The organism is Lysobacter olei (assembly GCF_054777355.1).
In genome coordinates this window covers 59,526-84,706 of the sequence record NZ_BAAHAT010000001.1, presented here as the reverse complement: position 1 = coordinate 84,706, position 25,181 = coordinate 59,526, and the positions used below count along the sequence as shown (strand labels likewise).

General features: G+C 66.2%; 20 protein-coding genes and 7 tRNA genes. 19 read left to right on the top strand and 8 right to left on the bottom strand.

What is annotated here, in order from left to right:
- Nucleotides 1-68 precede the first annotated feature (68 nt).
- From creD to ACYVBS_RS00445, 3 genes are read left to right on the top strand one after another with little or no spacing between them, the layout of a single operon-like run.
- A complete protein-coding gene (gene creD / locus ACYVBS_RS00455; protein ID WP_460821096.1) occupies nt 69-1,394 on the top strand; it encodes a cell envelope integrity protein CreD in 1,326 nt (441 codons plus the stop codon).
- Nucleotides 1,395-1,422: 28 nt separating this feature from the next.
- The gene (locus ACYVBS_RS00450) at nt 1,423-2,016 is read left to right on the top strand and encodes a GNAT family N-acetyltransferase (RefSeq protein WP_460821592.1); all 594 of its coding nucleotides are present in this window, start codon (nt 1,423-1,425) and stop codon (nt 2,014-2,016) included.
- The gene (locus tag ACYVBS_RS00445; protein WP_460821095.1) at nt 2,013-2,903 is read left to right on the top strand and encodes a carbon-nitrogen hydrolase family protein; all 891 of its coding nucleotides are present in this window, start codon (nt 2,013-2,015) and stop codon (nt 2,901-2,903) included. The genes ACYVBS_RS00450 and ACYVBS_RS00445 overlap by 4 nt, the downstream gene beginning before the upstream one ends.
- Nucleotides 2,904-3,005: 102 nt before the next feature.
- Here the strand turns inward: ACYVBS_RS00445 and ACYVBS_RS00440 are convergent, their stop codons facing one another.
- From ACYVBS_RS00440 to ACYVBS_RS00410, 7 genes are all read right to left on the bottom strand, one after another.
- Entirely contained in the window at nt 3,006-3,557 is a 552-nt protein-coding gene (locus ACYVBS_RS00440; RefSeq protein WP_460821094.1) for a phosphatase PAP2 family protein, read from the bottom strand.
- Nucleotides 3,535-4,680, bottom strand: a complete 1,146-nt coding sequence (locus tag ACYVBS_RS00435) for a glycosyltransferase family 4 protein (protein WP_460821093.1) — start codon at nt 4,678-4,680, stop codon at nt 3,535-3,537. Before ACYVBS_RS00435 ends, ACYVBS_RS00440 begins: the two co-directional genes overlap by 23 nt.
- A gap of 99 nt (nt 4,681-4,779) precedes the next feature.
- Entirely contained in the window at nt 4,780-6,309 is a 1,530-nt protein-coding gene (gene ppx / locus ACYVBS_RS00430) for an exopolyphosphatase (protein WP_460821091.1), read from the bottom strand.
- The gene (gene ppk1, locus ACYVBS_RS00425) at nt 6,306-8,408 is read right to left on the bottom strand and encodes a polyphosphate kinase 1 (protein WP_460821090.1); all 2,103 of its coding nucleotides are present in this window, start codon (nt 8,406-8,408) and stop codon (nt 6,306-6,308) included. The genes ppx and ppk1 overlap by 4 nt, the downstream gene beginning before the upstream one ends.
- Complete coding sequence (gene phoR / locus ACYVBS_RS00420) at nt 8,405-9,724, bottom strand: phosphate regulon sensor histidine kinase PhoR (RefSeq protein ID WP_460821089.1); 1,320 nt, start codon at nt 9,722-9,724, stop codon at nt 8,405-8,407. The genes ppk1 and phoR overlap by 4 nt, the downstream gene beginning before the upstream one ends.
- 9 nt (nt 9,725-9,733) lie before the next feature.
- Complete coding sequence (gene phoB / locus ACYVBS_RS00415) at nt 9,734-10,429, bottom strand: phosphate regulon transcriptional regulator PhoB (protein WP_460821088.1); 696 nt, start codon at nt 10,427-10,429, stop codon at nt 9,734-9,736.
- 171 nt (nt 10,430-10,600) lie between these two features.
- Complete coding sequence (locus ACYVBS_RS00410) at nt 10,601-12,178, bottom strand: M48 family metalloprotease (protein WP_460821590.1); 1,578 nt, start codon at nt 12,176-12,178, stop codon at nt 10,601-10,603.
- A gap of 183 nt (nt 12,179-12,361) precedes the next feature.
- Between ACYVBS_RS00410 and grxC the strand changes: the two genes are divergently transcribed.
- The 4 genes from grxC to ACYVBS_RS00390 all read left to right on the top strand — a co-directional run bounded on the left by grxC (nt 12,362) and on the right by ACYVBS_RS00390 (nt 15,984).
- Nucleotides 12,362-12,631: a glutaredoxin 3 gene (grxC, locus tag ACYVBS_RS00405; protein WP_460821087.1), complete on the top strand. Its 270-nt coding sequence runs from the start codon at nt 12,362-12,364 to the stop codon at nt 12,629-12,631.
- A 126-nt stretch (nt 12,632-12,757) separates the two neighbouring features.
- Nucleotides 12,758-13,150 carry a carboxymuconolactone decarboxylase family protein gene (locus tag ACYVBS_RS00400; protein ID WP_460821086.1) on the top strand — a complete coding sequence of 131 codons (393 nt, stop codon included), beginning with the start codon at nt 12,758-12,760 and terminating at the stop codon, nt 13,148-13,150.
- Between the two features lie 188 nt (nt 13,151-13,338).
- Nucleotides 13,339-14,352, top strand: coding sequence for an isocitrate dehydrogenase (locus ACYVBS_RS00395; protein ID WP_460821085.1), 1,014 nt, complete (start codon nt 13,339-13,341; stop codon nt 14,350-14,352).
- 282 nt (nt 14,353-14,634) lie between these two features.
- Nucleotides 14,635-15,984, top strand: coding sequence for a Na+/H+ antiporter NhaC family protein (locus tag ACYVBS_RS00390; protein ID WP_460821084.1), 1,350 nt, complete (start codon nt 14,635-14,637; stop codon nt 15,982-15,984).
- Between the two features lie 135 nt (nt 15,985-16,119).
- Here ACYVBS_RS00390 and ACYVBS_RS00385 read toward each other — a convergent pair whose 3' ends face one another.
- Nucleotides 16,120-16,875 carry a Bax inhibitor-1/YccA family protein gene (locus tag ACYVBS_RS00385; protein WP_460821082.1) on the bottom strand — a complete coding sequence of 252 codons (756 nt, stop codon included), beginning with the start codon at nt 16,873-16,875 and terminating at the stop codon, nt 16,120-16,122.
- Nucleotides 16,876-17,024: 149 nt separating this feature from the next.
- Here ACYVBS_RS00385 and ACYVBS_RS00380 point away from each other — a divergent pair.
- The 12 genes from ACYVBS_RS00380 to ACYVBS_RS00325 all read left to right on the top strand — a co-directional run bounded on the left by ACYVBS_RS00380 (nt 17,025) and on the right by ACYVBS_RS00325 (nt 25,007).
- Nucleotides 17,025-17,101: transfer RNA gene (locus tag ACYVBS_RS00380), tRNA-Pro, on the top strand.
- A gap of 35 nt (nt 17,102-17,136) precedes the next feature.
- Nucleotides 17,137-17,213 (top strand) — tRNA-Arg (locus ACYVBS_RS00375).
- A 24-nt stretch (nt 17,214-17,237) separates the two neighbouring features.
- Nucleotides 17,238-17,314: transfer RNA gene (locus ACYVBS_RS00370), tRNA-His, on the top strand.
- 52 nt (nt 17,315-17,366) lie between these two features.
- A tRNA-Lys gene (locus ACYVBS_RS00365) sits at nt 17,367-17,442 on the top strand.
- 97 nt (nt 17,443-17,539) lie between these two features.
- Nucleotides 17,540-17,624 (top strand) — tRNA-Leu (locus tag ACYVBS_RS00360).
- 251 nt (nt 17,625-17,875) lie between these two features.
- A complete protein-coding gene (tig, locus tag ACYVBS_RS00355) occupies nt 17,876-19,168 on the top strand; it encodes a trigger factor (RefSeq protein WP_460821081.1) in 1,293 nt (430 codons plus the stop codon).
- A gap of 235 nt (nt 19,169-19,403) precedes the next feature.
- A complete protein-coding gene (gene clpP / locus ACYVBS_RS00350) occupies nt 19,404-20,030 on the top strand; it encodes an ATP-dependent Clp endopeptidase proteolytic subunit ClpP (RefSeq protein ID WP_460821080.1) in 627 nt (208 codons plus the stop codon).
- Between the two features lie 197 nt (nt 20,031-20,227).
- Nucleotides 20,228-21,520, top strand: coding sequence for an ATP-dependent Clp protease ATP-binding subunit ClpX (gene clpX / locus ACYVBS_RS00345; protein WP_460821079.1), 1,293 nt, complete (start codon nt 20,228-20,230; stop codon nt 21,518-21,520).
- 263 nt (nt 21,521-21,783) lie between these two features.
- Entirely contained in the window at nt 21,784-24,231 is a 2,448-nt protein-coding gene (gene lon / locus ACYVBS_RS00340) for an endopeptidase La (RefSeq protein WP_460821077.1), read from the top strand.
- Nucleotides 24,232-24,440: 209 nt separating this feature from the next.
- The gene (locus tag ACYVBS_RS00335) at nt 24,441-24,713 is read left to right on the top strand and encodes an HU family DNA-binding protein (protein ID WP_460821075.1); all 273 of its coding nucleotides are present in this window, start codon (nt 24,441-24,443) and stop codon (nt 24,711-24,713) included.
- A gap of 38 nt (nt 24,714-24,751) precedes the next feature.
- Nucleotides 24,752-24,826: transfer RNA gene (locus ACYVBS_RS00330), tRNA-Val, on the top strand.
- 104 nt (nt 24,827-24,930) lie between these two features.
- Nucleotides 24,931-25,007, top strand: a tRNA-Asp gene (locus ACYVBS_RS00325).
- Nucleotides 25,008-25,181: the final 174 nt, after the last annotated feature.

Here is a 25,181-nt window from a genome sequence, read left to right as displayed (position 1 = left end):
CTGTCGCGACATCGTCCCCGCACCGGGGGTGCCCATCCTGACCGCCGAGTCCTTGCAGGGAGCGGGAGATGCGGTTCTGGATCAAGTTGGCTTTCGTGTTCGCCATGACCTTGGCGATCCTGGTGCCGTTGGGGTTGATCGACGGCGTGATCGATGACCGGCAACGCAATCGGGCGCAGGCGGTGGAGCAGATCGCCGCGACCTTCGCCGGCGCGCAGGTTTTTGGCGGACCGGTGCTCGTGGTGCCCTACACCGATTCGGTGGAAGTGGACGTTGCCGACGCCGGCGGCGCGACTCGCAAAGTGCGCCGCGACCAGCAGTTCACCTGGACGTATTTCCCCCAGTCCCTGGACGTGAGCGGTCCATTGACGCCGTCCATGCGTCGGTTGGGACTGCACGCGGTGCGGATGTATGAGTGGAATGGGCGGGCGGATGCGCGCTTCACCATCGACATTCCCACCGCCCGGGACGCGCAGGCCAATCGTCGCGTCGGCCAACCTTGGCTGAGCTATGGCATCGCGGATGTCAGGGGCCTGATGGGTACCCCGAAACTGATGATTAACGGCAGGCGAGCCCCTGTGTTGCAGGGCCAGGGGAGCCGCGATGGCGCAGGCGTCCACGCGCGCTTGCCAGCACCTCTGGCGGGGTCGCGGATGACGGTATCCACCCGGCTCGACCTGGTGCTGGGTGGCACGGAATCGTTGGCGCTGGTGCCGTTGGGGCAGCAGAACCGCTTCGCGCTCAATTCCAGTTGGCCGCATCCGCGTCTGGCCGGGAAATTCCCCGCGCGCCAGCCGCGCATAGGAGCCGACGGCTTTGCCGCCCAGTGGGAGATTCCCGCACTGGCGGCCGACGCCCAGCGGCAATACCGCGGCGGGCGCGCGCTTGGCGAGATCGACGCCGCCAACGTATCGCTGGTCGATCCGGTCAATCCGTACTCGCAGGCGGACCGCGCCATCAAGTACGGCATCCTGTTCGTGCTGCTGACCTTCACCGGCTTCTTCATGCTGGAACTGCTACTGCAGTTGCGCATCCACCCCATCCAGTACGGGCTAGTGGGATTGGCGCTTTCGATTTTCTTCTTGTTGCTGGTCAGTCTCAGCGAGCACGTTGCGTTCTGGCTGGCGTACCTCTTTGCGAGCACCGCCTGCGTGGGTTTGATCGGCTACTACCTGTGCCACGTGCTGGGCAGTCTCTGGCGAGGTATCGGATTCGCGATGACACTGGGCGCGCTGTTTGCCGCGCTGTACGGCCTGTTGATCTCCGAGGACAACGCGCTGCTCATGGGGTCGCTGCTGCTGTTCGGCATTCTGGCCGGCATTATGGTCGCCACCCGCAAGGTGGACTGGTATGGCGCTGGCGCCCTGGCACCGGCCGATGGCCGCGTGGCCTAGAATCGTGCCCATGAGCAAGCGATCCATCATGGTGCATACGCTGGTGGGCGACGCCATCGCCCCCTTCGTGGACGACCTCGCGCGACTGCGCATCCAGGTGTTCCGCGAATGGCCCTACCTGTATGAGGGCAGCGTGGCATACGAATCTGAATATCTGCGCGTCTACACCGGTAGCAAACGCAGTGTCGCGGTGCTGGCATTCGATGGTACGCAGGTGGTGGGTGCGTCGACCGGCCTGCCGCTTTCAGAAGAATCGGAAGCCTTCATCACCCCGTTCGCGGTGGCGGGCTATCGCCCCGAGACGGTGTTTTACTGCGGAGAGTCCGTGCTGCTGCCTGCGTACCGCGGGCAAGGACTGGGGCACCGGTTCTTCGATGAGCGCGAAGCCCACGCGCGCGCCCTCGGCGGCTTTGCATGGACGGCGTTCTGTTCAGTCGACCGGGATCCGGCCGACCCGCGCCGTCCTGCCGCACACCGTGACAACGACGTGTTCTGGCGCAAGCGGGGCTACACGCCCGTGCCCGGCATGCAGGTCACGCTGCCGTGGCCGGAAGTAGAACGCGATGGCGAGGTGCCGCACACCCTGAGCTGCTGGGTCCGTCCGTTGGAGACATTCTGGTGAAAGTCGCCGTTGCCAAGTACACCATCGATGCCCCGGCCGATTTCGAGGCGTTTGCCCGCAAGCAGTCCGCCTGGCTGGACGAGGCACGTGCCACCGGCGCCGAGGTGGCCGTGCTGCCGGAGTACCTGTCGCTGGAATTGGCCGCGACGTTCCAAGCCGATGTCCAGGGCAACCTGCTGGCGTCGCTGGCTGCCACGCAGCAGTACTACCCGCATTGGATGGACTTCTTTGCCGGAGAGGCCCGCCGCACCGGCATGCATGTCGTTGCAGGCAGCTTCCTGCTGGACACCGGCCTGGCCCGCTATCGCAATCGCAGCTACCTGTTCGCCCCAGACGGGAACCATGTGTGGCAGGACAAGCTGCAACTCACCAGCTTTGAGAAACAGACCGGCGTCATTGAGTCGGGTGATGCGTTGAGGGTGTTCGAATTGGGCGGGGGCATCCGTGCTGCCACCGCCATCTGTTACGACAGCGAGTTCCCGTTGCCGGTGCGTGCCCAGTGCGAGGCAGGGGCGCGCCTGCTGCTGGTGCCCAGTTGCACCGACACCGAGGCGGGGGCCACTCGGGTGCGCGTGGGCTGCATGGCGCGTGCGCTGGAGAACCGCTGTTTCGTCGCGCAATCGGTGACGGCGGGAGAGGCTCCGTGGAGTCCGGCGCTCGACACCAATACCGGGGAGGCCGCGGTCTACGCCCCGATGGATGTCGGGCTGCCCCCGGATGGCGTGCTGGCACGCACTGAGGGGGCGCAGCGCTGGGCGGTTGGCGAAGTGGACTTCGCACGGCTGTTCGCGACCCGCGATCAAGCCCAGGTGGCGGTCGATCGAGACTGGCCGGGGCAATTGCGTCCCGACGTTGCACGCGCCCGCATCGTGAAGTTTTCCGGTTGAACGCGTCCGGGGCGTGAGTTGGAGGCTGGCCTGCGCGAAGGCTGGGCAACACCGATTGCCGAAAGCCGCCCATCGTCATTGATGGTCATTGGCCTTCGGCCCTCAGCCAAAAAGCGACACGCCAGGCACCAGCCAGAGCGACATGCCGGCCAGTACTGAGCCGATGCCCGTGGCCGCCAGCACGTCGCTGGGGTAGTGCAGCCCCAGCGCCACGCGCGAGGCCGCCACACTGGCCGTGAACGGCACCAGCACCCAGCCCAGGGCCGGGTAGTGCGCCATCGCCACCAGGGTGAATGCCACCGCGTGCAGCGTGTGTCCGGAGGGGAAGCTGAACTCGTCCAGCGGCGCCACCCAGGCCTGGATGCGCTGGTCGGAGGCGAACGGACGCGGGCGCTTGGTCCAGTGCTTCAGCGCCCGGTAGAGCGCCAGGGCAATGACGCCGGTGGCCGCCAGGTGCGCGGACGCCGCGAGCCCGTTGATGCCATCGATGGCGACCAGTACGCCCATCAGCACATACCAGAACACCCCGTCGCCCAGCCGGCTGACCGCGGCGAAGTACACACGTGAGGCCCCGCGCGCGCACAGGCGGTTGACCCGCAGGCACCAGCCGGACTCGCCGGCAACAAACCGTTCACGCCATGGCAGTCGATGCATCACGTCCTCCCGCCCGCAGGTTTTGCAGGATGTCGTCGAAATCGGAGGCCACCTGTTCGGGGCGCAGCCCCTCCACCGCGCGACGGGCGGCCGCGGCCATCGCATGGCGTGCTTCGTCATCCGTGGCGATACGGACTGCCTCGCGGATGAATCGCTCGTCATCACCACGGGCGACGGCGGCGCCATGCACCCCATCGTGCAGGTGCTCGCGGGCCGCGCCATAGTCGAATGCGACGGTGGCCACGCCGCTGGCCATGGCCTCCAGCGTGACGTTTCCGAACGTTTCGCTGTGACTGGGGAACAGGAACAGGTCGCCACTGGCGAAGTGTCGGGCCAGCGGTTCTCCCCGCAGCACCCCGGCAAAAACAAAATCAGGATTGGCGGCCTGCACGCGAGACTGCGCCGGGCCGCCCCCTACCCAAACGAAACGCGCATCGGGCTGCTGAGCCTGCAGGGCGCGGAATGCCCGCACGGCCAGGTCGAGGTTCTTTTCAGGCGCGATGCGGCCCACGTACACCACCACCAGGGAATCCGGCCCCGCCCCCCAGCGCGCACGGAGTTCATCATCACGATGTGCGGGATCGAATAGCGAGGTATCGACCGCACGCGGCAGGCGCACCACATTGGCAAAGCGTTGGCATTTCAGGAATTCAGCCAGTTCCCGCGTGGGCACCAGCGTGGCGTGGCCGGTGTTGTGGAATCGCCGCATCCATCCCAGGGCCGTCCCTTCCAGGAATCCGACGCCGTAGTCCCGCATGTACTCGTCGAAGCGGGTGTGGAAACCGGTGGCCGCGGGTATGCCCAAGCGGCGCGCCGCGCGCAGGGCGGACCACCCCAAGGGACCTTCCGTGGCAACGTAGATTGCATCCGGGCGATGCCGGCGCCAGTGCCGGATCAGTCGGCCCGTGATCGGCAGGCCGAAGCGCAACCCCGGATACCGGGGGATGGGCAGCCCCGGCCCGAGGAGTTCGTGCTCCTCGCCGATGCGCTCGGTCCCCTGCCGGGGGCGCACCACGTCCACCGCATGCCCGCGTGCGCGCAGCCCACGCTCCAGACCCTGCACGGTGAGTGCCACGCCGTTCACTTCCGGCGGGTAGGTCTCGGTGACGATGGCGTAGCGCATGCGCGGCTCCCGGTTTGGGAAAGCCTCGCGCGTGAGGGTTAATCGGTGGTGTCAGCCGCGTGACCGCCAGGTGACCAACGTCGCGGCCGGGTCACGCCTTCAGGTCATTTCGACCTTGAGCGCGATGCCCAATCCGGCCATGTCCTCGGTCTCGCCCATCAGGTCGGCCTTCAACAGCGGGCGCGCATCGAGCCAGCGCTTGGACAGGGTCAGGGTCAAGCCGGCGGCCGACGCCTCCGCTTCCAGTTTGGGAATCGGGGTTGCCTCGTGCGCGCGGTGGATCAGTACCGCCAAGCGCAACAGGGCCGCACTCCGGCGTGCCGCCGACAGCAAGCGGTCGGGCAGGGCATCGAATGCGCTCTTGGGCACCTTGCGCCGATGGGTGCGCACCAACGCAGCCAGGAACTGCTGCTGTTGCCGCGAGAACCCCGCGATGTCCGAGTGTTCCAGCACGTAGGAGCCATGCACGTGGTACTGACTATGCGCGATGACCAGGCCCAGCTCGTGCAGCATCGCCGCACGGCGCAGCAACACGCGGTCGTCCTCGTCCAGCTGCCAGGCTTCTGCCACTTGGTCGAACAGCTGCATGAGCGTCGCCTCCACGCGCGACGCCTGCGGCCGGTCGATACCGTAGCGCTCCATGAGCGCGGCGACGGCCGCGTCGCGCGGGTCATGCGCGCCACCGCGGCCCACCATGTCGTACAGCACGCCCTCGCGCATCGCCGCTTTGCTCACGGCCATGCGCTCCAGGCCCAATGCATTGAAGGCAGCTTCGAGGATGAGCACGCCACCGGCAATGATCGGGCGGCGTTCCGCCGAGAGGCCTGGCAGCTCGATGGCGTCGATGCGGTCGGCCTGCAGCAGGCGGTCCCGCAGTACCGGCAGCGCCTGCGCGGTTACCGCACCCTTGGTCAGCTTCATGGCCGCGCAGATCTCGCCGATGGCCTTGTTGGTGCCCGAGGCGCCCAAGGCTTCCTGCCAGCCCAACGCCCGGTAGGTGCTCGCAAACTGCTGGAACTCGGCCGTGACTTCCGCCAGCGCGTCCTTCCAGCGCTTGCGTGACAGCTTTCCGTTGTCGAAGAAGCGACGGGTCGTGGCGATGCAGCCCAGCTGCAGGCTTTCGCGTTCCAGCGCGTCAAAGCCGCGGCCGATGATGCATTCCGTCGAGCCGCCGCCGATGTCGATCACCAGGCGCAACTGGCCGTCCTTGGGCGGCTGCGCGTGCGCCACGCCAAGGTAGATCAGGCGCGCCTCCTCGCGGCCGGCCACCACTTCGATGGCATGCCCCAAGGCGCTTTCGGCCGGCATCAGGAAGGCCTGCGGCACCGCCAGCCTTCGCACCGTGTTGGTGGCAATGGCGCGCACGTGCGACGGCGGCACGTCTCGCAGCCGCTGGCCAAACCGGGCCAGGCACTCCAGGGCGCGGTCGCGCACTTCCGGGGCCATGCCGCCCTTGCGATCCAGGCCCTCCGCCATGCGCACCGTCTCGCGCAGGCGGTCCACCACGCGCAGCTGGCCCAGCAGTTGCTGGGCCACGACCATGTGGAAACTGTTGGATCCCAAGTCAACGGCGGCGAGCAGGTCGCCGTCCTTCAGGGGGAGGCGCGCGGCATGGAGGACGGCATTCATCCGCAGATTTTCGCCAATAAGGTGCCCTGAGCGGAATGGGGGAGCTCGCCTTCGGCAGGCTGCAGGCGCTTGTAGTGGCCGTCGGACTCGAGCGTCCAGGCCGAAACGTTGTCGCGCAGGTAGTTGTCAAGCGCCTCGTCGAACACGCGCTGTGCCAGCGCTGAGTCGCGGACCGGGAACCCCGTCTCGACCCGACGCAGCAGGTTGCGCTCCAGCCAGTCGGCGCTGGAGCAGTACAGGTCCGGCTCACCGTCGTTGGCAAACCAGTACACACGGTGGTGCTCCAGGAAACGCCCCACGATGGAGCGTACGCGGATGTTGTCCGACACCCCCGGCACCCCCGGGCGCAACGTGCAGGCGCCACGGACGATGAGGTCGATCTGCACGCCCGCCTGCGAGGCGCGGTACAGCGCGCGCACCACCTGCGGCTCGTTGAGCGCATTCATCTTGGCGATGATCCGCCCCGGCTTTCCGGCCTTGGCCAGCTTGGTCTCGCGATCGATGCGCTTCAGCACGCCCGAGTGCAGCGTGAACGGCGACTGCAGCAGGCATTTGAGCTTGATCGCCGGCGCCAGACCCGACAGCTGCTGGAACACCAGGTGCACGTCGTTGCCGATGTCCGGATCGGCCGTGATCAGGCCGAAGTCCGTGTACACCCGCGCCGTGCCCGTGTGGTAATTGCCGGTGCCCATGTGCACGTAACGACGCAGCTTGCGGCCCTCGCGCCGCACGATCAGCAGCATCTTCGCGTGGGTCTTGTAGCCCACCACGCCATACACCACCTGCACGCCGGCCTCCTGCAGGCGGTCGGCCAGGCCGAGGTTGGCTTCCTCGTCAAAGCGCGCGCGCAGCTCCACCACCGCGGTCACGTCCTTGCCGTTGCGTGCGGCTTGCACCAGATGCTCGACGATGGGCGAGTCCTTGCCGGCGCGGTACAGCGTCTGCTTGATCGCCAATACGTTGGGGTCCTCCGCCGCCTGCCGCAGCAGCTCCAGCACCGGGGTGAAGGCTTCAAACGGGTGGTGCAGCAGCATGTCCCCCTGCGCCACCGTGTCGAAAATCGATTCGATGCCGGCGGGTACCCGCGGGTGGAACGGGAGGAATTTCAGCTCTGGCCGTTGCACCAGGTCATAGACCTGGATCACGCGGTTGAGGTTGACCGGCCCGTTGATGCGGTAGACCGCGTGCTCGGCCAGGTCGAAGTTCTCCAGCAGCATCCGCACGATCGCATCCGGGCACTGCTCGGCAATCTCCAGTCGCACCGCCCGCAGGTAGCCACGGCCCACCAGTTCATCGCGCAACGCCAGCGCGATGTTGTCCACTTCCTCTTCGTCCACCAGCAATTCGGAGTTGCGGGTCACGCGGAACTGGTACGCGCCCTTGACGCGCATGCCCGGGAACAGCTCGTCAACGAAGGCCGACAACATGGCCGAAAGGAACACGAAATCATGCTCGCCGCCGGACACGTCCTGCGGGATCTGGATGATGCGGGGCAGTGAGCGGGGAGCGCGGACGATGGCGAGGTTGCCGGCGCGCCCGAACGCGTCCTTGCCCTCCAGCACCACCACGATGTTGAGTGACTTGTTGAGGATCTTCGGGAACGGGTGTGCCGGATCCAGCCCCAGGGGTGACAGCACCGGCATGATCTCGTCACGGAAGCACTGCCGCAGCCATTCGGTCTGCTGCTCGCTCCATGCTTCTCGCGCGAGCACGCGCACGCCGGCCTCGCCCAGTGCCGGACGCAGGACTTCGTTCCAGCAGGCGTACTGCTGCTGCACCAGATCCGCCGCGCGATCGTGGATGCGGGTCAGCACGGTTGCCGGTGCCAGTCCGTCCGCGCCCGGCGCCAGCCCAAGGTCGTGGGCATGGTGCAGCGTGCCGGCCCGGATCTCGAAGAATTCGTCCAGGTTGGTGCAGGAGATGCACAGGTAACGCAGCCGCTCCAGCAAGGGCACTTGCGGGTCCATCGCCTGCGCCAGCACGCGGAAATTGAAGTCCAGTTGCGACACTTCGCGGTTGAAGTACAGCGCGCGGTCTCGCAGCGGGTCGCGTTCCTTGGTCGACTCGGCGGAAACCGCTGGTGGCATCTGGACATTCATGGCAATACCTCAAGGGCTTCGCGCGGACGCACGCGCTCACTTCCAAAGTGACACGAAAACGTGCTGCCGCGCCCCACTTCGCTGGAAACCTGCAGGCGGGCCTGGTGCAGGTTGAGTACATGCTTGCAGATCGCCAGCCCCAGTCCAGTGCCGCCACTTTCGCGCGAGCGGCTGGTCGACACCCGGTAGAAGCGCTCGGTCAAGCGGGGCAGGTGATGGGCGGGGATGCCATAGCCCGTGTCGCTGACCTCCAGCACGGCTCCGGTTCCTTCGCGCCTGAAGCGGATGTGCACGCTGCCCCCGGCCGGTGTGTAGCGGATCGCATTGCTGACTAGGTTGGAGAATGCGCTGTGCAGTTCCTTGTGGCCCCCCCACAGGTCCACCCCCGCGGTGTCGTCGACGGTAACCTGGTGCTTGCCCTGGCTCAGGGCATTGGCCTCCCGGGCCAGCGTGTTGAGCATGGCGCCCATGGCGATGCTCTCTTCCTCGGGCAGGCTGCCCTGCGACTCCAGCCGTGACAGGGTGAGCAGGTCTTCGACGAGCTGCGTCATGCGCTGCGACTGGCGTTGCATCTCCGCCAGCATCGGCGCCCAATCGGGGTGCTCTTCCGGGTCGAGCATGTCCAGGTAACCGTGCACCACCGTCAATGGTGTGCGCAGTTCGTGCGATACGTTGGCCACGAAGTCGCGGCGCATCTGCTCCAGGTGCAGAAGTCGGCTCACGTCGCGGGCGACCAGCAGCCACAGGTTCTCGGAGTAGGGGATCAGGCGCAGGCTCAACGTCACCGAGGAGTTCACCGGCGACTGCACTTCCAGGGTTTCCGCATGCCGCCCTGCCGCCAGCCAGTGGGCCAGCGGCAAGGGTTGCAGCCGCTGCACCAGTGGTGCACCCATGTCCTCGGGATAGTGCATGCCCAATAGCGGCTTGCAGGCCGCGTTGAACCACAGGACCCGCTGGCTCAAGCGATCCACGACCACGATGGCGTCAGGCAGTGCCGCCGCCGCGGCGCGGTAGGCGCGCAGCATCTCGATCAACCGGCGTTTGCGCGACCGCATCTCGGACTGGCTGCGGTACAGCAGCCGGTCCAGCTCGTTCCAGACGCCTTCGCCCAGCGGCGGCGCCAACCGCTGGCGCGCGGTCAGCCGCAGCAGGACGCTGCGCAGTCGCCAGTAATGCCAGGCCACCACGCCCAGCGCGGCCAACGTGATCACGGGCCACGGGTGGCCGATCGCCGTGCCGAGGGCCGCCGCCACCAGCAGGACCAGCGCGAGTTGGCCCAGTGTCTTCAGCCAGGCAGAGCGTGTGCGAGGAGGCATGCCCCGAGTCTAGACGGCCAACGAGGCGGAAAACCGGTACCCGGCGCCGCGGACGGTCTGGACCATACCGTCGATCTGGTGCGGCTCCAGCGTCTTGCGCAGGCGGCGGATGTGCACGTCCACCGTGCGCTCCTCGACGTAGACGCTGCCGCCCCACACGTGGTCCAGCAGCTGGGTGCGGGTGTACACGCGTTCGGGGTGGGTCATAAAGAAGTGCAGCAGGCGGTACTCGGTGGGGCCGATCTGCACCGGCTGGTCACCGGCGAACACGCGGTGCGCGGCGCCATCGATACGCAGCGGGCCGACCGCCACGCTGCCGTCCTCGTCGTCCTCGCGGGAGCGGCGCAAAACCGCACGGATGCGCGCCAGCAGCTCGCGCGCCGAGAACGGCTTGACGACGTAGTCGTCCACGCCGGCCTCCAGACCGCCCACGCGATCGTTCTCCTCGCCGCGCGCGGTGAGCATGATGATCGGGATTTCGCGCGTCAGCGATTCCTTGCGCCAACGCCGCGCCAGTTCCAGCCCGCTCGTGCCGGGCAGCATCCAATCCAGCAGGATCAGGTCGGGCACATGGTCGGCGATGGCCGCCTGCGCCTCGCGTGCATCGCCGGCGTGCACCGGCTCGTATTCGCCCTTGCGCAAGGCGAAGGACACCATGTCTCGGATGGCGGGTTCGTCTTCGACGATCAGGATGCGCTTCTGCACGCGGTCACCGGGGGGTTGGGCTGTGACGACTTCCAGCGGGCGCGCACCGTGTCCGGCGTGCGATCGCCTGCGGTACGTCCTGTACCGCGGAAGCCCGATTCCTCAGGCTTCCTGAAGCCGTGCCAGTACACTACCGTTTTGTGACGTCACTGTGACAGCGTCGCACGACTGTCATCGACGCTGCAGTTCCTCGTCCCGCACGCCCTGGCGGCGCAGTTCCAGTACTACGGGGGTGATCGCCGCGATCCGCGACTCGATGCGGGCCCGGGCGTAATAGTCGAGTTCCGGACGCTTCTTCAACGTGTTGAGCTGCACCAGGGCCTGCTCGGGCCTGCCGCCCAGGTAGGCAGCCTCGGCATACGCCTCGCCTGCTCGGACGGGGTCCCCCGCAATCTCGCTGGCCCGCGCAAAGGTCCGCTGGAATACCGGGTCTTCGGCCGAACTTGCCATCAGCGGGCGCAGGAGCGCTTGTGCCCGTTTGCCCGCCTCAGCGTTGTTGCGCTCGGTCAGCGTGCGGGCGTAGGTCAAGGCGAAGGCGCGGTCGTTGGGGGCGCGCTCCAGCAACGCTTCGAAACGGGCATCGGCGGCGGCATGGCGGCCCGCCTTGGCCTCGGCTTCCGCCAGTGCCAGCAACAGCCACTCGTGGTCAGGCTGGCCGACCAGCAAGCCTTGTAGCAGCTGGATGGCTACCGCAGGTTCGTTGGCGCCAAGGTGAGCGAGGGCCTTGCCATAGCCCTGGGATGCGTCGAGTTTGCCGGCCTTGGCCAGACGCTCGTACTCCCGCAGGGCGTCCCGAGGCGTGTCGGCACTCAGCACGCGCAATCGCTCCCGCGCGAACTCAAAGCGACCGGTGCCATCCGCCTTTAGGGCGCTGCCCATGACCTGCAGCCCAGGCGGCAACAACGGGTTGCTGCCGACCGTCGGCGCGGCCACCGCGGTGCGCGAACTGCCGGCGATCAGCCGTGCCCGGTCCTTGGCCTCGCTGATGCGGGTGATGGTGACCGGATGGGTCATCAGAAATTCAGGCGCCTCGGTACCGTAATAATTGGCGCCGTTGGCCCGGGAGCGCTGCTGCAGCTTGCCGAAGAAGTCGGCAATGGCCATCGGGTCATAACCGGTGCGGGCCAAGGACTGGATGCCCAGGCGGTCGGCCTCGTGTTCGTTGGACCGGGTGTAGTCAATCTGCCGTTGCTGCGCCAGGCCCATGGCCGACGCCATCGCCGCCTGTGCGGCATCGTCGGCGGAATTGCCGCCCGCCGCCTGCGCCGCGACGATCGCCCCCAGCATGGCGAGCAGGATCGGGAGCTGGTCCTTCTGCGCGCGCTCCACACCACGCAGCACATGGTCCTGCGTCACGTGCGCGATTTCGTGGGCCAGCACCCCGGCCACCTCATCTTCGCGGTCGGCCGCCAGCACCAGGCCGGCATTCACCCCGACGTAGCCGCCGAGTGTCGCGAACGCGTTGATCTGCCGCTGGCGCATCATGAAGAACGTGTAGGACTGGCGCGGGTTGTCGCTGCTGGCGCCCAATCGCGTCCCCAGCGTGTCCAGCCAGCTTTCGACCAGCGGGTCGTCGAGGATGTAGTCGTAGTGGCGCAGCTGCGCCAGCATCATTCCGCCGTACTGCTCCTGCTGGGAGGGCGTCAGCAGCTCGCCGGCCGACGAGCCGATGTCCGGCAGCCGGGACTCCTGCGCAGGGACCGCCAGGCTGGCCAGCGCAACGGTCAGGGCGGCGGTGAGCGGTAACATGCGGCGCAAGCGGTCATCCTTTTGGGTGTGGCGCGATGGGGGCGAGACCAGCATGCCGTCCCTCGCGGCAAGGCGGGTGAATCGTCGGTTAAGCACCCCAGTGTTCTACTGGTGTTATGGAAAGTCCGCCAACGCGGACCCATATTCGACCACAGCCCTCCCCATGAGTTCACGGAGTCCGTCTTGAGCCAGACCAGCGCCCCCCAGATCACCATCTATTCCACGGCCATCTGCCCGTACTGCGTGGCGGCCAAGAACTTCCTCAAGAGCAAGGGTCAGTCCTGGACGGAAGTCCGCATCGACCTCGAGCCCACCGAGCGGGAGAAGATGGTGGCCCTGACCAAGCGCACCAGCGTGCCGCAGATCTTCATCGGCGAGACCCATGTCGGCGGGTACGACGACATGATGGCGCTGCACCGCGCCGGGGGACTGGAGCCGCTGCTCGCCGGGTGACACTGACGCGGGCACCCTCCCAAGGAAGCCATGTCATGGGGGCGGCCGGTCTAGGGCCCGCGCCCGCCTGCCCGTACCATTCAGGGACGGCAGCCGCCTCCTTTCCCTCTCCAACTGGAAGCCTCCATGAGCAACGACCCCGCTGGCGATCGCGTAGCCGAATTCACTGCCTTCCGGAAGCGCATGAATGAACGCATCCTCGCCGAGCCCAACCAGGTGGTGCGGCGCTTTTTCGCCCTCGACACCCAGACGTACCAGGCCGGCGCGCTGGACGTGAAAACCAAGGAGTTGCTGGGGCTCGTCGCCTCGCTGGTGCTGCGCTGCGACGACTGCATCAGCTACCACGTCGCCCAGTGCAAGGAAGCCGGGGTCAACCGCGATGAGATGTTCGAAACGTTCTCGGTCGGCCTGGTCGTGGGCGGCTCGATCGTGATCCCGCACCTCCGCCGCGCCGTCGACTTCCTCGACCGGCTGGAGCAGGGCGAATCCGAGGCACCCGCCGGGCACGACCACGGCTGAACCCCTTCCCGGGCTCCGGTGCTACTGGGCGGCTGGAACCCTTGCGCCGCAAGGCTTCCCGCCGCCCCTCCGACCATTGGCCAATGGTTGCGCCTGAAATGAAGGTGCGGTTTCGGGCATAATTCGCTGGTTAACCATCCGGCGCCGTACTTCCCCCGCGGCGCCCATCAGTCGGAAGAAGACCCCCTATGACGCAGACGATTACGGTCATCCGTGGCGACGGCATCGGCCCCGAGATCATGGACGCCACCCTGCACGTGCTCGACGCCATGAACCTCGGCCTGCAGTACGAGTTCGCCGACGCCGGCCTGGTCGCGCTGGAGAAGCACGGTGAGCTGCTGCCGCAGGCCACCATGGACTCGATCCGCAAGAACCGCATCGCCCTGAAGTCGCCGCTGACCACCCCGGTGGGCGAGGGCTTCTCGTCGATCAACGTCGAGCTGCGCAAGCGTTTCGATCTGTACGCCAACGTGCGTCCGGCCAAGTCGTTCCCCAACACCAAGTCGCGCTTCGCGTCCGGCGTGGATCTGATCACCGTCCGCGAGAACACCGAAGGCGCCTACATCGGTGAAGGCCAGACCCTGTCCGGGGACGGCGAAGTCGCCACGCTGACCCAGAAGATTACCCGCCGCGGCTCCGAGCGCATCGTGCGCTACGCCTTCGAGCTGGCCCGCAAGACCGGCCGCAAGAAGGTCACGGTGGTGCACAAGGCCAACATCCTGAAGTCGACCTCGGGCCTGTTCCTCAAAACCGCGCGCGCCGTGGCCACCGAGTACCCGGACATCGAGTGCAACGAGATGATCGTGGACAACACCTGCATGCAGCTGGTGATGCGTCCGGAACAGTTCGACATCATCGTCACCACCAACCTGTTCGGTGACATCATCTCCGACCTGTGCGCCGGCCTCGTCGGCGGCCTGGGCCTCGCGCCGGGCGCCAACATCGGCACCGACGCCGCGATCTTCGAGGCCGTGCACGGCACCGCCCCGGACATCGCCGGCCAAGGCAAGGCCAACCCCTGCGCGCTGCTGCTGGGCGCCGCGCAGATGCTCGACCACCTCGGCATGCCGGAGAAGGCGACCAAGCTGCGCGAGGCGATCATTGCCACGCTCGAAGCCAAGGACAACCTGACCCCGGACCTGGGCGGCACCGGCACCACGCAGACCTTTGCCGAAGCCATCGCCAAGCGCGCGATCGCCTGAGGCAAGTGAAGAATCGGGGGCTGCGGCCCCTGTCGAACGGGGCGCCCTTGGGTGCCCCGTTTCGTTTCGAGGGCTCGATGTGGGGCGATGTGGGAGGCGTCATGCTCCCCTGGCCGTGGCTGAATGGCGCAAGTGACGCCGTCGAAAAGGGCAGCGGCATTGCGCGGCGCAAGTCGCCACAGCGGCGCACGCCGCGCGCTTCACTGTTCTGCCGACGGCCTCGACAGGCGCATGGCCACAGCCCAGAATGGCACTCTTTGTAATGTTCATTCGGATGAAGCGATGAATGATGCCGTCCGCCCAAGCGCATTGGCGCTGACGCCCTTGCTGCTGTTCCTGGCCCTGTTTTTCGGGGCGGGCCTTTACTTCACGGCCCAAGGCGAGGCGATGGGCTTCTACCAACTGCGCGCGCCCGTGGCGATCCTGCCGGCGCTGGCATTGGGCGCTTGGCTGGCTTGGCGCCGCGGCGTGCGCCCGGTTGAAACCCTGTTGGCTGGCATGGGCCATGCCAACGTCATGTTGATGTGCCTCGTATTCCTGCTGGCGGGTGCGTTCGCCACCGTGTCCAAGGCCATCGGCGCGGTGGATGCCGTGGTCGCCATCGGGCTGGGCAGTCTGCCGCCGGCGCTGATCCTGCCGGGGCTGTTCCTGGTCGCCAGTTTCGTGGCATTGGCCATCGGCACCTCCATGGGGACGATCGCCGCCGTCGTGCCCATTGCGCTGGGCGTGTCCGACGCCGCCGGGCTGGATGCCGGACTGGTGCTGGGCGCGGTGGTAGGGGGCGCCATGTTCGGCGACAACCTGTCCGTGATCTCCGACACCACCATCGCCGCCACCCGCAGCCAGGGCTGCCGCATGCGCGATAAGTTCCGCGAGAACTTCAAGATCGCCTTGCCGGCCGCCATCGTCACCGTGGCCCTGATGGCCGTGCTGGGCGACACCGCACCCGTAGCGCCGCCCGAGGCCGATGCCAGCGGCTGGCTGGTATTGCCGTACGTGTTCGTGCTGGGCCTGGCGCTGGCCGGCCTCGATGTGGTGCTCGTGCTCGGCGTCGGGCTGCTGCTCTCGGGCCTGTTCGGCGTGTTCGTGGGCGACGGCTACGATGTCATCGCGTTTGCCGGCGACATCTACGCCGGCTTCGACAGCATGGTTGAAATCACACTGCTGTCGATCCTGATCGGCGGTCTTGCCGAGTTGATCAAGGTCACCGGTGGACTGGCCTGGCTGGCCCAGGTCATTGCCAGGTTCGCGCGTGGTCATACGGGGCGTCGCTCGGGCGAGGCCAGCATCGCCGCCCTCGCGGTGGGAGCCGACGCCCTCACGGCCAACAACACCGTGGCCATCCTCGTCAGCGGCAGCCTGGCCAAGGACATCGCCGAGCGTCACGACATCAGCCCCCGTCGCAGTGCCAGCCTGCTCGACATCTTTTCCTGCGTTACCCAAGGCCTGCTGCCGTACGGCGCACAGATCCTCCTGGCCGCGTCGCTGGCGGGCCTGTCACCGTTGGCGATTGCGGGCAAGGTGTATTACTGCTGGCTGCTCGCGGTGGCGGCCGTGGTGTTCATGCTGTTGCCGTCGCGGCGTGGGGCCGCCATCACCGATACGACGCCAGGATCCGCACCGCACCCCTGACTCCGTATGGGAGCGCCTTCAGACGTTGTGCCCAGTCCATCCCGCGGGCGTGAGGCCGAGGCGGGCCGTGCTGCGACCTGAAAACAGAAAGGGCGCCCACGGGGCGCCCTTTCCAATTTCGACCTCGGGTCGGCGTCAGTCGCGCGACTGCAGCTTCGACAGCAGGCGCAGGATCTCCAGGTACAGCCACACCAGCGTCACCAGCAGGCCAAATGCCGCGTACCACTCCATGTACTTCGGCGCCCGCTGCTCGACGCCGCTTTCGATGAAATCGAAATCCAGCACCAGGTTGAGCGCGGCAATCACCACCACGAAGCCCGAGAAAGCGATACCCATCAGCCCGCTGTCGTGGATGAACGGCATCGACTTGCCGAAGAAGCCCATCACGATGTTGACCAGGTAGAGCAGGGCGATGCCACCGGTCGCGGCCACCACGCCCAGCTTGAAGTTCTCGGTCGCCTTGATCAGGCCGCTGCGATACGCCATCAACAGCGCGGCCAGCGTGCCGAAGGTCAGGCCCACGGCCTGCATCACGATGCCCGGGAACTTCAGTTCGAACACCGCCGAGATCGCGCCGATGAACAGGCCTTCCAGTGCCGCGTAGAGCGGGGCCGTGACCGGCGCCCAGGTCTTCTTGAAGATCGTCACCAGCGACACGACAAAGCCGCCCAGGCCGCCCACCAGGACATAGGGCATCAGGTTGGCGGTGCCGTTGCTGGAGAAGAACAGCGACCACGTGTACATCGCGCCGGCCAGCGTCAGCACCAGCAGGAACGCGGTCTTGTTGACCGTGCCGTTCAGGGTCATCGCATCCTGCGCGCCACTGACGACGCTGCCGGTGCCGAGGTCGAGGAATGTGCTGTCCTTCAGTGCGGGGTTGCCACTGCGCATGTCTGCTCCTTGTCTGCCCGAGGGCGGTCCAGCCGCGAGCATACAGGGCGACTGTCGCCGGCGGGTCGGAAAAGCCGCATTGACACGGCGGCCGGCTCAACCGAGAATAGTCGACCTTTCGCGGTGCTGGCGCACTTCGAAGGCTGGCCCGGGGCATAGCGCAGTCTGGTAGCGCATCTGGTTTGGGACCAGAGGGTCGGGGGTTCGAATCCCTCTGCCCCGACCAATTGAGCTGCACGCCTCGGCTAAGATGTCCGCCACGCGCCCGTAGCTCAACTGGATAGAGCACCGGCCTTCTAAGCCGGTGGTTGCAGGTTCGATTCCTGCCGGGCGCGCCAGAGTCGGCAGGGCAGTTTCATGTGGTGGCTGTAGCTCAGTTGGTTAGAGTACTGGATTGTGATTCCAGATGTCGGGGGTTCGAGTCCCCTCAGCCACCCCACCTATTTGCGAAGCGAAATTTTTCTGGTAAAGTTTCGCTTCTAAGTTGTTCCGGGCCGTTAGCTCAGTTGGTAGAGCAGTTGACTCTTAATCAATAGGTCCAAGGTTCGAATCCTTGACGGCCCACCAATCCCGGAAAAGGCACCTGGCAACAGGTGCCTTTTTTCTTTGCGGAAGCCCGCCCTAGAATTGCGGTCAGGGCGATCGATGGGATCGGTTCGACATTGCGAAAGTGGCGGAATTGGTAGACGCCCTGGATTTAGGTTCCAGTGCCGCAAGGCGTGGGGGTTCGAGTCCCCCCTTTCGCACCACGCAAACTCAGTAATAAATAGCCCATACCGCCCAAGCGAGCCGTCGCGAGGGAAAGCCGCTCCGTCAGGACGCATTTCCCCTCATCCCGCCGCCCTGCGAGCGGGGACTCTGGGGCAACGGTGGCACCCCGGCGCAGAATCAGCGAAACTACCAAGTTCGCAGGTCCCCGAGGCGCAATGCCGTGCCCGGGCCCTGACGCCAGATCAACAACATCGTGCCGCGGCAGGCAGCCGTGGTTGCAGGAGTGGATATGCAAGTTTCGGTCGAATCGCTGGGCAATCTCGAACGTCGCCTCACCTTCACCCTCCCGGCCGACCGTCTGGAGACCGTCGTCGGTGGTCGCCTGAAAGAAATCCAGCGCGGTGCCAACCTTAAGGGCTTCCGCAAGGGCAAGGTACCGGCCAGCGTGATCGAGCAGCGCTTTGGCCCGCAGGTCCGCGCCGAGGTGATGGATGGCCTGCTGCGCGAGAGCTTCGGCAATGCCGTGCGCGACAACGCGCTGCAGATCGCTGGCAACCCGCAGATCGTGCAGGGCGAGGGCGACCTCAACTTCGTCGCAACCTTCGAAGTGGTTCCGGACTTTGGCGACGTCGACGTCAGCAAGCTGACGGTCCTGCGCCACACCGCCGAAGTCACCGATGCCGACATCGACACGATGATGGAAAACCTGCGCCTGCAGCGCCGCACCTGGAACAAGGTCGAGCGCGAGGCGAAGGAAGGCGACCTGGTCGGCCTGGAGACCTTCTCCGTGGTCGACGGCGAGCGCCTGCCGGCCGAAGGCGCCGAGCGTGGCGCCACTGCCATTGGCTCGGGCGTGATGTTCCCGGCCATTGAAACCGCGCTGACCGGCATGAAGGCCGGCGACGAAAAGACCGTCGACGTGGACTTCCCGGCCGACTGGCGCGTGCCGCAGTTTGCCGGCAAGAAGGTCGCCGTGACCCTGCAGGTGAAGGAAGTGTCCGAGCCGGTGCTGCCGGAAGTGGACGCGGCCTTCATCAAGAGCTTCGGCGTGAAGAGCGGCGATGCCGAACAGTTCCGCAAGGACATCCGCAGCAACCTCGAGCGCGAGCTCAAGGGCGCGCTGATGACCCGCCTGCGCCGTGAAGTCGGCGAGCAGTTGATTGCCGCCTACGCGCACGTTGAGTTGCCGCCGAAGCTGGTCGAGAACGAAGCCCGCGGCATGGCCGCCCAGGTGGTCGAGCAGGCCCAGCGCGCCGGCCGCAACGTCGGCGAAGTGCCGGCCGACATGTACCAGAACTACCTGGACGCCGCCCGCAAGCGCGTGCTGGTCGGTCTGCTGGTCGGCGAAGTGGCCCGCCGCAACGAGCTGCGCCTGGACCCGAAGCGCGTCAACGAGACCCTGCAGCTGATCGCCTCGACCTATGAGGAGCCGCAGCAGGTCATCGAGCTGTACCGCAACGACCAGCAGCTGATGGCTGGCCTGCAGAGCCGCGTGATGGAAGAGCAGGTGATCGACTGGATCGCCGAGCGCGCCCAGCACACCGAGCAGGCGATGTCGTTCAGCGAGGCGATCCGCCAGTAACGGCCGCGACGCGGTCGCGCCTCAAGGCGTGCGCCGCGCCGGAACACCCGTTCCCCGCCTGGCTTCGCGCCGGGCGAATGGGCAGGAAGGGCGCCCCCGGGGCGCCCTTTGTCCTTGCCCACCCCGGTCGTCCGCCCAAGCGGACAACCCATGGATGGCAGGGCACCACTTGCGCTTTCGACGCGTCGGCCCCAATTTGGTCGCAACGCCCCACAGTTTCCACAGGTGCCATCGAATGGATTACCGAACCCAAGCCCTGAACCTCGTCCCGATGGTGGTCGAACAGACCAGCCGCGGCGAGCGCGCGTATGACATCTATTCGCGCCTGCTGAAGGAGCGGGTGATCTTCCTCGTCGGCCCGATCGACGACTACATGGCCAACGTGATCGTGGCCCAGCTGCTGTTCCTCGAGGCCGAGAACCCCGAGAAGGACATCAGCCTGTACATCAACTCGCCGGGCGGCATCGTCACTGCGGGCATGGCCATCTACGACACCATGCAGTACATCAAGCCGGACGTGAGCACCATCTGCGTCGGCCAGGCCGCCTCGATGGGCGCGCTACTGCTGGCGTCGGGCGCCCCGGGCAAGCGCTACGCGCTGCCGAACTCGCGCGTGATGATCCACCAGCCGCTGGGCGGCTTCCAGGGTCAGGCCACAGACATCGACATCCACGCCCGCGAGATCCTGTCGCTGAAGCAGCGCCTCAACGAGACCCTGTCCAAGCACACCGGCCAGCCGCTGGAGACCATCGCGCGCGACACCGAGCGCGACAACTTCAAGAGCGCCGAGGCGGCCCGCGAGTACGGCCTGGTCGACCAGGTGCTGGAGCGCCGTCCGGACGAGTCGGTCCAGGCGGCCTGATCCACCGGCCGGTCCCCCGGATTGGATGGCACGGCAAGCCCCCTTTATCGCCCCGTCACACCGGGCGTTCCCCCGTTTTCCCGGTTCGGGAACCGGCCCCTTGGCGGGCCGGGGCCCTGTGCTATTCTCGGGCCGAAGCACCCTCCCAGCCCCGTGAACGGGCCGGGCAGGGGACTTGAGCAACAACAGGCAGAAGCATGAGCGACGAGCGACAAAGCCGCGGTACCGGCGACAGCAACAAGATCCTTTACTGCTCGTTCTGCGGTAAGAGCCAGCATGAGGTCCGCAAGCTGATCGCGGGCCCGAGCGTGTTCATCTGTGACGAATGCGTCGAGCTCTGCAACGACATCATCCGCGAGGAACTCGAGGAGAAGGCGCAGTCGGCGCGGAGCCACCTGCCCAAGCCCAAGGAGATCCTCGAGGTCCTCGACCAGTACGTGATCGGGCAGTCGCGCGCCAAGAAGACCCTGGCGGTGGCGGTCTACAACCACTACAAGCGCATCGAGAGCCGGCAGAAGAACGACGAGGTCGAACTGGCCAAGTCCAACATCCTGCTGGTGGGCCCGACCGGCTCGGGCAAGACGCTGCTGGCCGAGACGCTGGCGCGCATGCTCAACGTGCCGTTCACCATGGCCGACGCCACCACGCTGACCGAAGCCGGTTACGTGGGCGAGGACGTGGAAAACATCATCCAGAAGCTGCTGCAGAAGTGCGACTACGACGTCGAGAAGGCGCAGCAGGGCATCGTCTACATCGACGAGATCGACAAGATCTCGCGCAAGAGCGACAACCCGTCCATCACCCGTGACGTGTCGGGCGAGGGCGTGCAGCAGGCGCTGCTGAAGCTGATCGAAGGCACCATCGCCAGCGTACCGCCGCAGGGCGGTCGCAAGCACCCGCAGCAGGAGTTCCTGCAGGTCGACACGCGCAACATCCTGTTCATCGTCGGTGGCGCGTTCGCCGGCCTGGAGAAGGTGATCCAGCAGCGCAGCACCGAGGCCGGCGGTATTGGTTTTGGCGCCAAGGTCAAGAGCGCCGAGCGCAAGGTCGACACCGGCAAGATCCTGGCCGACGTCGAGCCGGAAGACCTGATCAAGTTCGGCCTGATCCCCGAGTTTGTCGGTCGCCTGCCGGTGGTCGCCACGTTGGAGGAGCTGGACGAGACTGCGCTGGTCAAGATCCTGACCGAGCCGAAGAACGCCATCACCAAGCAGTTCAAGAAGCTGTTCGAGATGGAAGGCGTGGAGCTGGAGTTCCGCCCGGACGCGCTGACCGCGATCGCCCGCAAGGCGCTCAAGCGCAAGACCGGCGCACGAGGCCTGCGCACGATCGTCGAAGGCGTGCTGCTGGACACCATGTACGACCTGCCGTCCCTGGAGAACGTCAGCAAGGTGGTGGTGGACGAGTCGGTCATTGACCACAAGTCCGAGCCGTATCTGATTTACCAGACGCCGCCGGCCGCCGCGCCGAAGGCCGCTGCGGGCGACTGACCCGCCCGGCTGGCCGCCCGGTTCGCGCAAGCGGGCCGGGACGGGTTCCTGCGCAGTCCTGACGCCGCCCTTCTGGGCGGCGTCCTCGTTTGCAAGTCCATGTTCCTGAACGGGTTTGCAGTCGGGGTGGGGTGTCACTCAACGTCGCGCTTGCATACCCGCGCCGAGGCCCCCATAACCGAGGCCATAGGGCTGAAGCGCCCCTCGTTTTTCCTGTGGAAGGGCGCCCGCCGTCCGACCCTGCCGTCCCCCCGGAGAGCACCATGACCGAATCCACGCCCCGTGAGCCCGTTGCCGGCGCAACGCTTGACCTGCCGGTGCTGCCCCTGCGCGACGTCGTCGTGTTCCCGCACATGGTCATTCCGTTGTTCGTCGGGCGCGAGAAGTCCATCAAGGCGCTCGACATGGCCATGGAGGCCGACAAGCGCATCCTGCTGGTCGCGCAGAAGGCCGCCGAGACCGACGACCCGGGTGCGGACGACCTGCACCGCGTCGGCACCCTGGCGCACGTCCTGCAACTGCTGAAGCTGCCCGACGGCACCATCAAGGTGCTGGTCGAGGGCGTCTCGCGCGTGCAGGTCGACGCGGTCAGCGAGACCCGCGGCACGCTGACCGGCCGCGCGCACGAAGTGGCGCCAGAGGTCGACCGCCCCGAACGTGAACTGGAAGCCATCGCCCGTGCGTTGATGGGTCAGTTCGAGATGTACGTGAAGACCAATCGCAAGTTGCCGCCCGAGCTCATGCAGACCCTGCAGGGCATCGAGGAGCCGGGCCGGCTGGCGGACACCATCGCCGCGCACCTGGGCGTGCGTCTGGTCGACAAGCAGAAGCTGCTGGAGACGCACGCCATCGGCGCGCGCCTGGAACAGCTCGTCGGCCTGGTGGATGGCGAGATCGACGTGCAGCAGCTGGAAAAGCGCATCCGCGGCCGCGTGAAGTCGCAGATGGAGAAGAGCCAGCGCGAGTACTACCTCAACGAGCAGATGAAGGCGATCCAGAAGGAGCTCGGCGAGAGCGACGAGGCGCCCAATGACATCGACGAGCTCACCCGCAAGATCGCCGAGGCCGGCATGCCCAAGCCGGTGGAGGCCAAGGCCAAGGCCGAGCTCAACAAGCTCAAGCAGATGTCGCCGATGTCGGCCGAAGCCGCTGTCGTGCGCAACTACCTCGACTGGCTGCTCGGCGTGCCGTGGAAGAAACGCACCAAGATCCGCAAGGACCTCAAGGCCGCGCAGGACGTGCTCGATGCCGACCACTTTGGCCTGGAGAAGGTCAAGGAGCGCATCCTTGAGTACCTCGCGGTGCAGTCGCGCGTGAGCAAGATGAAGGGCGCGATCCTGTGCCTGGTCGGCCCGCCGGGCGTGGGCAAGACCTCGCTGGGGCAGAGCATCGCGAAGGCCACCAACCGCAAGTTCGTGCGCATGTCACTCGGCGGCGTGCGTGACGAGGCCGAGATCCGTGGCCATCGCCGCACGTACGTCGGCTCGATGCCGGGCCGCATCGTCCAGAACCTCAACAAGGTCGGCAGCCGCAATCCGCTGTTCGTGCTGGACGAGATCGACAAGATGTCGATGGACTTCCGCGGCGATCCGTCCTCGGCGCTGCTGGAAGTGCTCGACCCTGAGCAGAACAACGCGTTCAACGACCACTACCTCGAGGTCGACTTGGACCTGAGCGAGGTGATGTTCGTCGCGACCTCCAACTCGCTCAACATCCCCGGCCCGTTGCTCGACCGCATGGAAGTGATCCGCATCCCCGGTTACACCGAGGATGAGAAGCTCAACATCGCCATGCGCTACCTGCTGCCCAAGCAGATCAAGGCCAATGGCCTGAAGGAAAGCGAACTCAAGGTGGACGAAAGCGCGGTGCGCGACATCGTGCGCTATTACACGCGCGAATCCGGCGTGCGCAACCTGGAGCGTGAGATCGCCAAGGTCTGCCGCAAGGTGGTGAAGGAGATCGCGCTCGCGGGCCCGAAGCCGAAGAAGGCCAAGGACACCGCGATCAAGGTCAACTCCAAGAACCTCGAGAAGTACCTGGGCGTGCAGCGCTTCGACTTCGGTCGTGCCGAGGAGCAGAACGAGATCGGCCTGGTCACCGGTTTGGCGTGGACGGAGGTTGGCGGTGACCTGCTGCAGATCGAATCCACGTTGGTGCCGGGCAAGGGGCAACTGCTGCTCACCGGCCAGTTGGGCGACGTGATGAAGGAGTCGGCATCGGCGGCGTTGAGCGTGGTGCGCGCGCGCACCGAGCACCTCGGCATCGACCTGGACTTCCTGCAGAAGCATGACGTGCACGTGCACGTGCCCGAAGGCGCCACGCCCAAGGACGGCCCAAGCGCGGGTATCGCCATGGCCACCGCGCTGGTGTCGATGCTGACCAAGAACCCGGTCAAGGCCGAGGTGGCGATGACCGGCGAGATCACCCTGCGCGGCCGCGTGCTGCCCATCGGTGGCCTCAAGGAAAAGCTGCTGGCCGCGTTGCGTGGCGGCATCCGCACCGTCGTCATCCCGGATGAGAACAAGAAGGACCTGGCGGACCTGCCCAAGGCGGTGACCCAGGGCCTGAAGATCATCCCGGTGCGCTGGATCGACGAGGTGCTCGACATCGCGCTGGAGCGCCCCGTGGGGCCGACCAAGCCCGCAGGCGAAAAGCCTGCGACGGTGAAGCGCGCACGCAAGTCGGGTACGCAGGCGAGCGTCAAACACTGACGCCCGCCGCGCGTCGCGCGCGAGAAAAATCCTCTGGAAGCCGCGCCGTTATTAGGTTTGCGGCTTGCGGGGGCAATATGCCGCTGGTATAACGGGCGCAACCGCGCGTCCCTATTGCGCGGCAAGGTCGATCGGGGACTGCACTGTCGAGACAGGCAGCCCCGGTTCTCAAGAGAATGCGGTCACATCCGCACACGGAGTCCAAAAGAATGAACAAGGCCGAATTTGTTGCTGCTGTCGCTGACGCTGCCGAGCTGTCCAAGACCGACGCTGCCAGCGCTGTCGACGCAGTCATCAGCGTGATCACCAAGACCCTGAAGAAGGGTGAGACCGTCACGCTGGTGGGCTTCGGCACCTTTGAAGTCCGCAAGCGCGCTGCCCGCCAGGGCCGCAACCCGAAGACGGGCGAGACCATCAAGATCAGCGCCTCGAAGAACCCGTCGTTCAAGGCTGGTAAGGCACTGAAGGACGCTGTAAACTAAGCGGCTCGCTGACCGGGCCTCGGTCTGGTCAGTCAGTTGGGTGCTTAGCTCAGCGGTAGAGCGTCTCCTTTACACGGAGAGGGTCGGGGGTTCGAAACCCTCAGCACCCACCACAGCATCCGGCAGTACACAGAAAAATTTCTGCAAAAAATTCTGAATCGGGCTCTTCCCAAAACAGAAAAAGTACTGCAGAATATCGGTCTCGAGTTTGAAGCGCGGAGTGGTAGTTCAGTCGGTTAGAATGCTGGCCTGTCACGCCGGAGGTCGCGGGTTCGAGTCCCGTCCACTCCGCCAGTTTCGCCAAAGGCGCCCGCAAGGGCGCCTTTGTTTTTGCGCGTTCTTCTGGCTCGAATGTCAGCCTGCGTGGTGGAAATGCCCACGCCTTCAGCTCGATCGGGATTTCCACCGCCACCCACCGCCGTCGCCCGATTGACTCGGTCGCACCGCCTTTTGCGCCGCGCCAGATTC

Excerpts from the sequence above, each read along its gene's own strand:
- ACYVBS_RS00390 (WP_460821084.1), top strand. The coding sequence starts at position 14,635 with ATGAATGATGCCGTCCGCCCAAGCGCATTGGCGCTGACGCCCTTGCTG.
- ACYVBS_RS00395 (WP_460821085.1), top strand. The coding sequence starts at position 13,339 with ATGACGCAGACGATTACGGTCATCCGTGGCGACGGCATCGGCCCCGAG.
- ppx (WP_460821091.1), bottom strand. The coding sequence starts at position 6,309 with ATGAATGCCGTCCTCCATGCCGCGCGCCTCCCCCTGAAGGACGGCGAC.
- ACYVBS_RS00450 (WP_460821592.1), top strand. The coding sequence starts at position 1,423 with ATGGTGCATACGCTGGTGGGCGACGCCATCGCCCCCTTCGTGGACGAC.
- phoR (WP_460821089.1), bottom strand. The coding sequence starts at position 9,724 with ATGCCTCCTCGCACACGCTCTGCCTGGCTGAAGACACTGGGCCAACTC.
- ACYVBS_RS00400 (WP_460821086.1), top strand. The coding sequence starts at position 12,758 with ATGAGCAACGACCCCGCTGGCGATCGCGTAGCCGAATTCACTGCCTTC.
- lon (WP_460821077.1), top strand. The coding sequence starts at position 21,784 with ATGACCGAATCCACGCCCCGTGAGCCCGTTGCCGGCGCAACGCTTGAC.
- ACYVBS_RS00440 (WP_460821094.1), bottom strand. The coding sequence starts at position 3,557 with ATGCATCGACTGCCATGGCGTGAACGGTTTGTTGCCGGCGAGTCCGGC.
- clpP (WP_460821080.1), top strand. The coding sequence starts at position 19,404 with ATGGATTACCGAACCCAAGCCCTGAACCTCGTCCCGATGGTGGTCGAA.
- tig (WP_460821081.1), top strand. The coding sequence starts at position 17,876 with ATGCAAGTTTCGGTCGAATCGCTGGGCAATCTCGAACGTCGCCTCACC.
- ppk1 (WP_460821090.1), bottom strand. The coding sequence starts at position 8,408 with ATGAATGTCCAGATGCCACCAGCGGTTTCCGCCGAGTCGACCAAGGAA.
- ACYVBS_RS00385 (WP_460821082.1), bottom strand. The coding sequence starts at position 16,875 with ATGCGCAGTGGCAACCCCGCACTGAAGGACAGCACATTCCTCGACCTC.
- ACYVBS_RS00410 (WP_460821590.1), bottom strand. The coding sequence starts at position 12,178 with ATGTTACCGCTCACCGCCGCCCTGACCGTTGCGCTGGCCAGCCTGGCG.
- ACYVBS_RS00335 (WP_460821075.1), top strand. The coding sequence starts at position 24,441 with ATGAACAAGGCCGAATTTGTTGCTGCTGTCGCTGACGCTGCCGAGCTG.
- clpX (WP_460821079.1), top strand. The coding sequence starts at position 20,228 with ATGAGCGACGAGCGACAAAGCCGCGGTACCGGCGACAGCAACAAGATC.
- ACYVBS_RS00435 (WP_460821093.1), bottom strand. The coding sequence starts at position 4,680 with ATGCGCTACGCCATCGTCACCGAGACCTACCCGCCGGAAGTGAACGGC.
- creD (WP_460821096.1), top strand. The coding sequence starts at position 69 with ATGCGGTTCTGGATCAAGTTGGCTTTCGTGTTCGCCATGACCTTGGCG.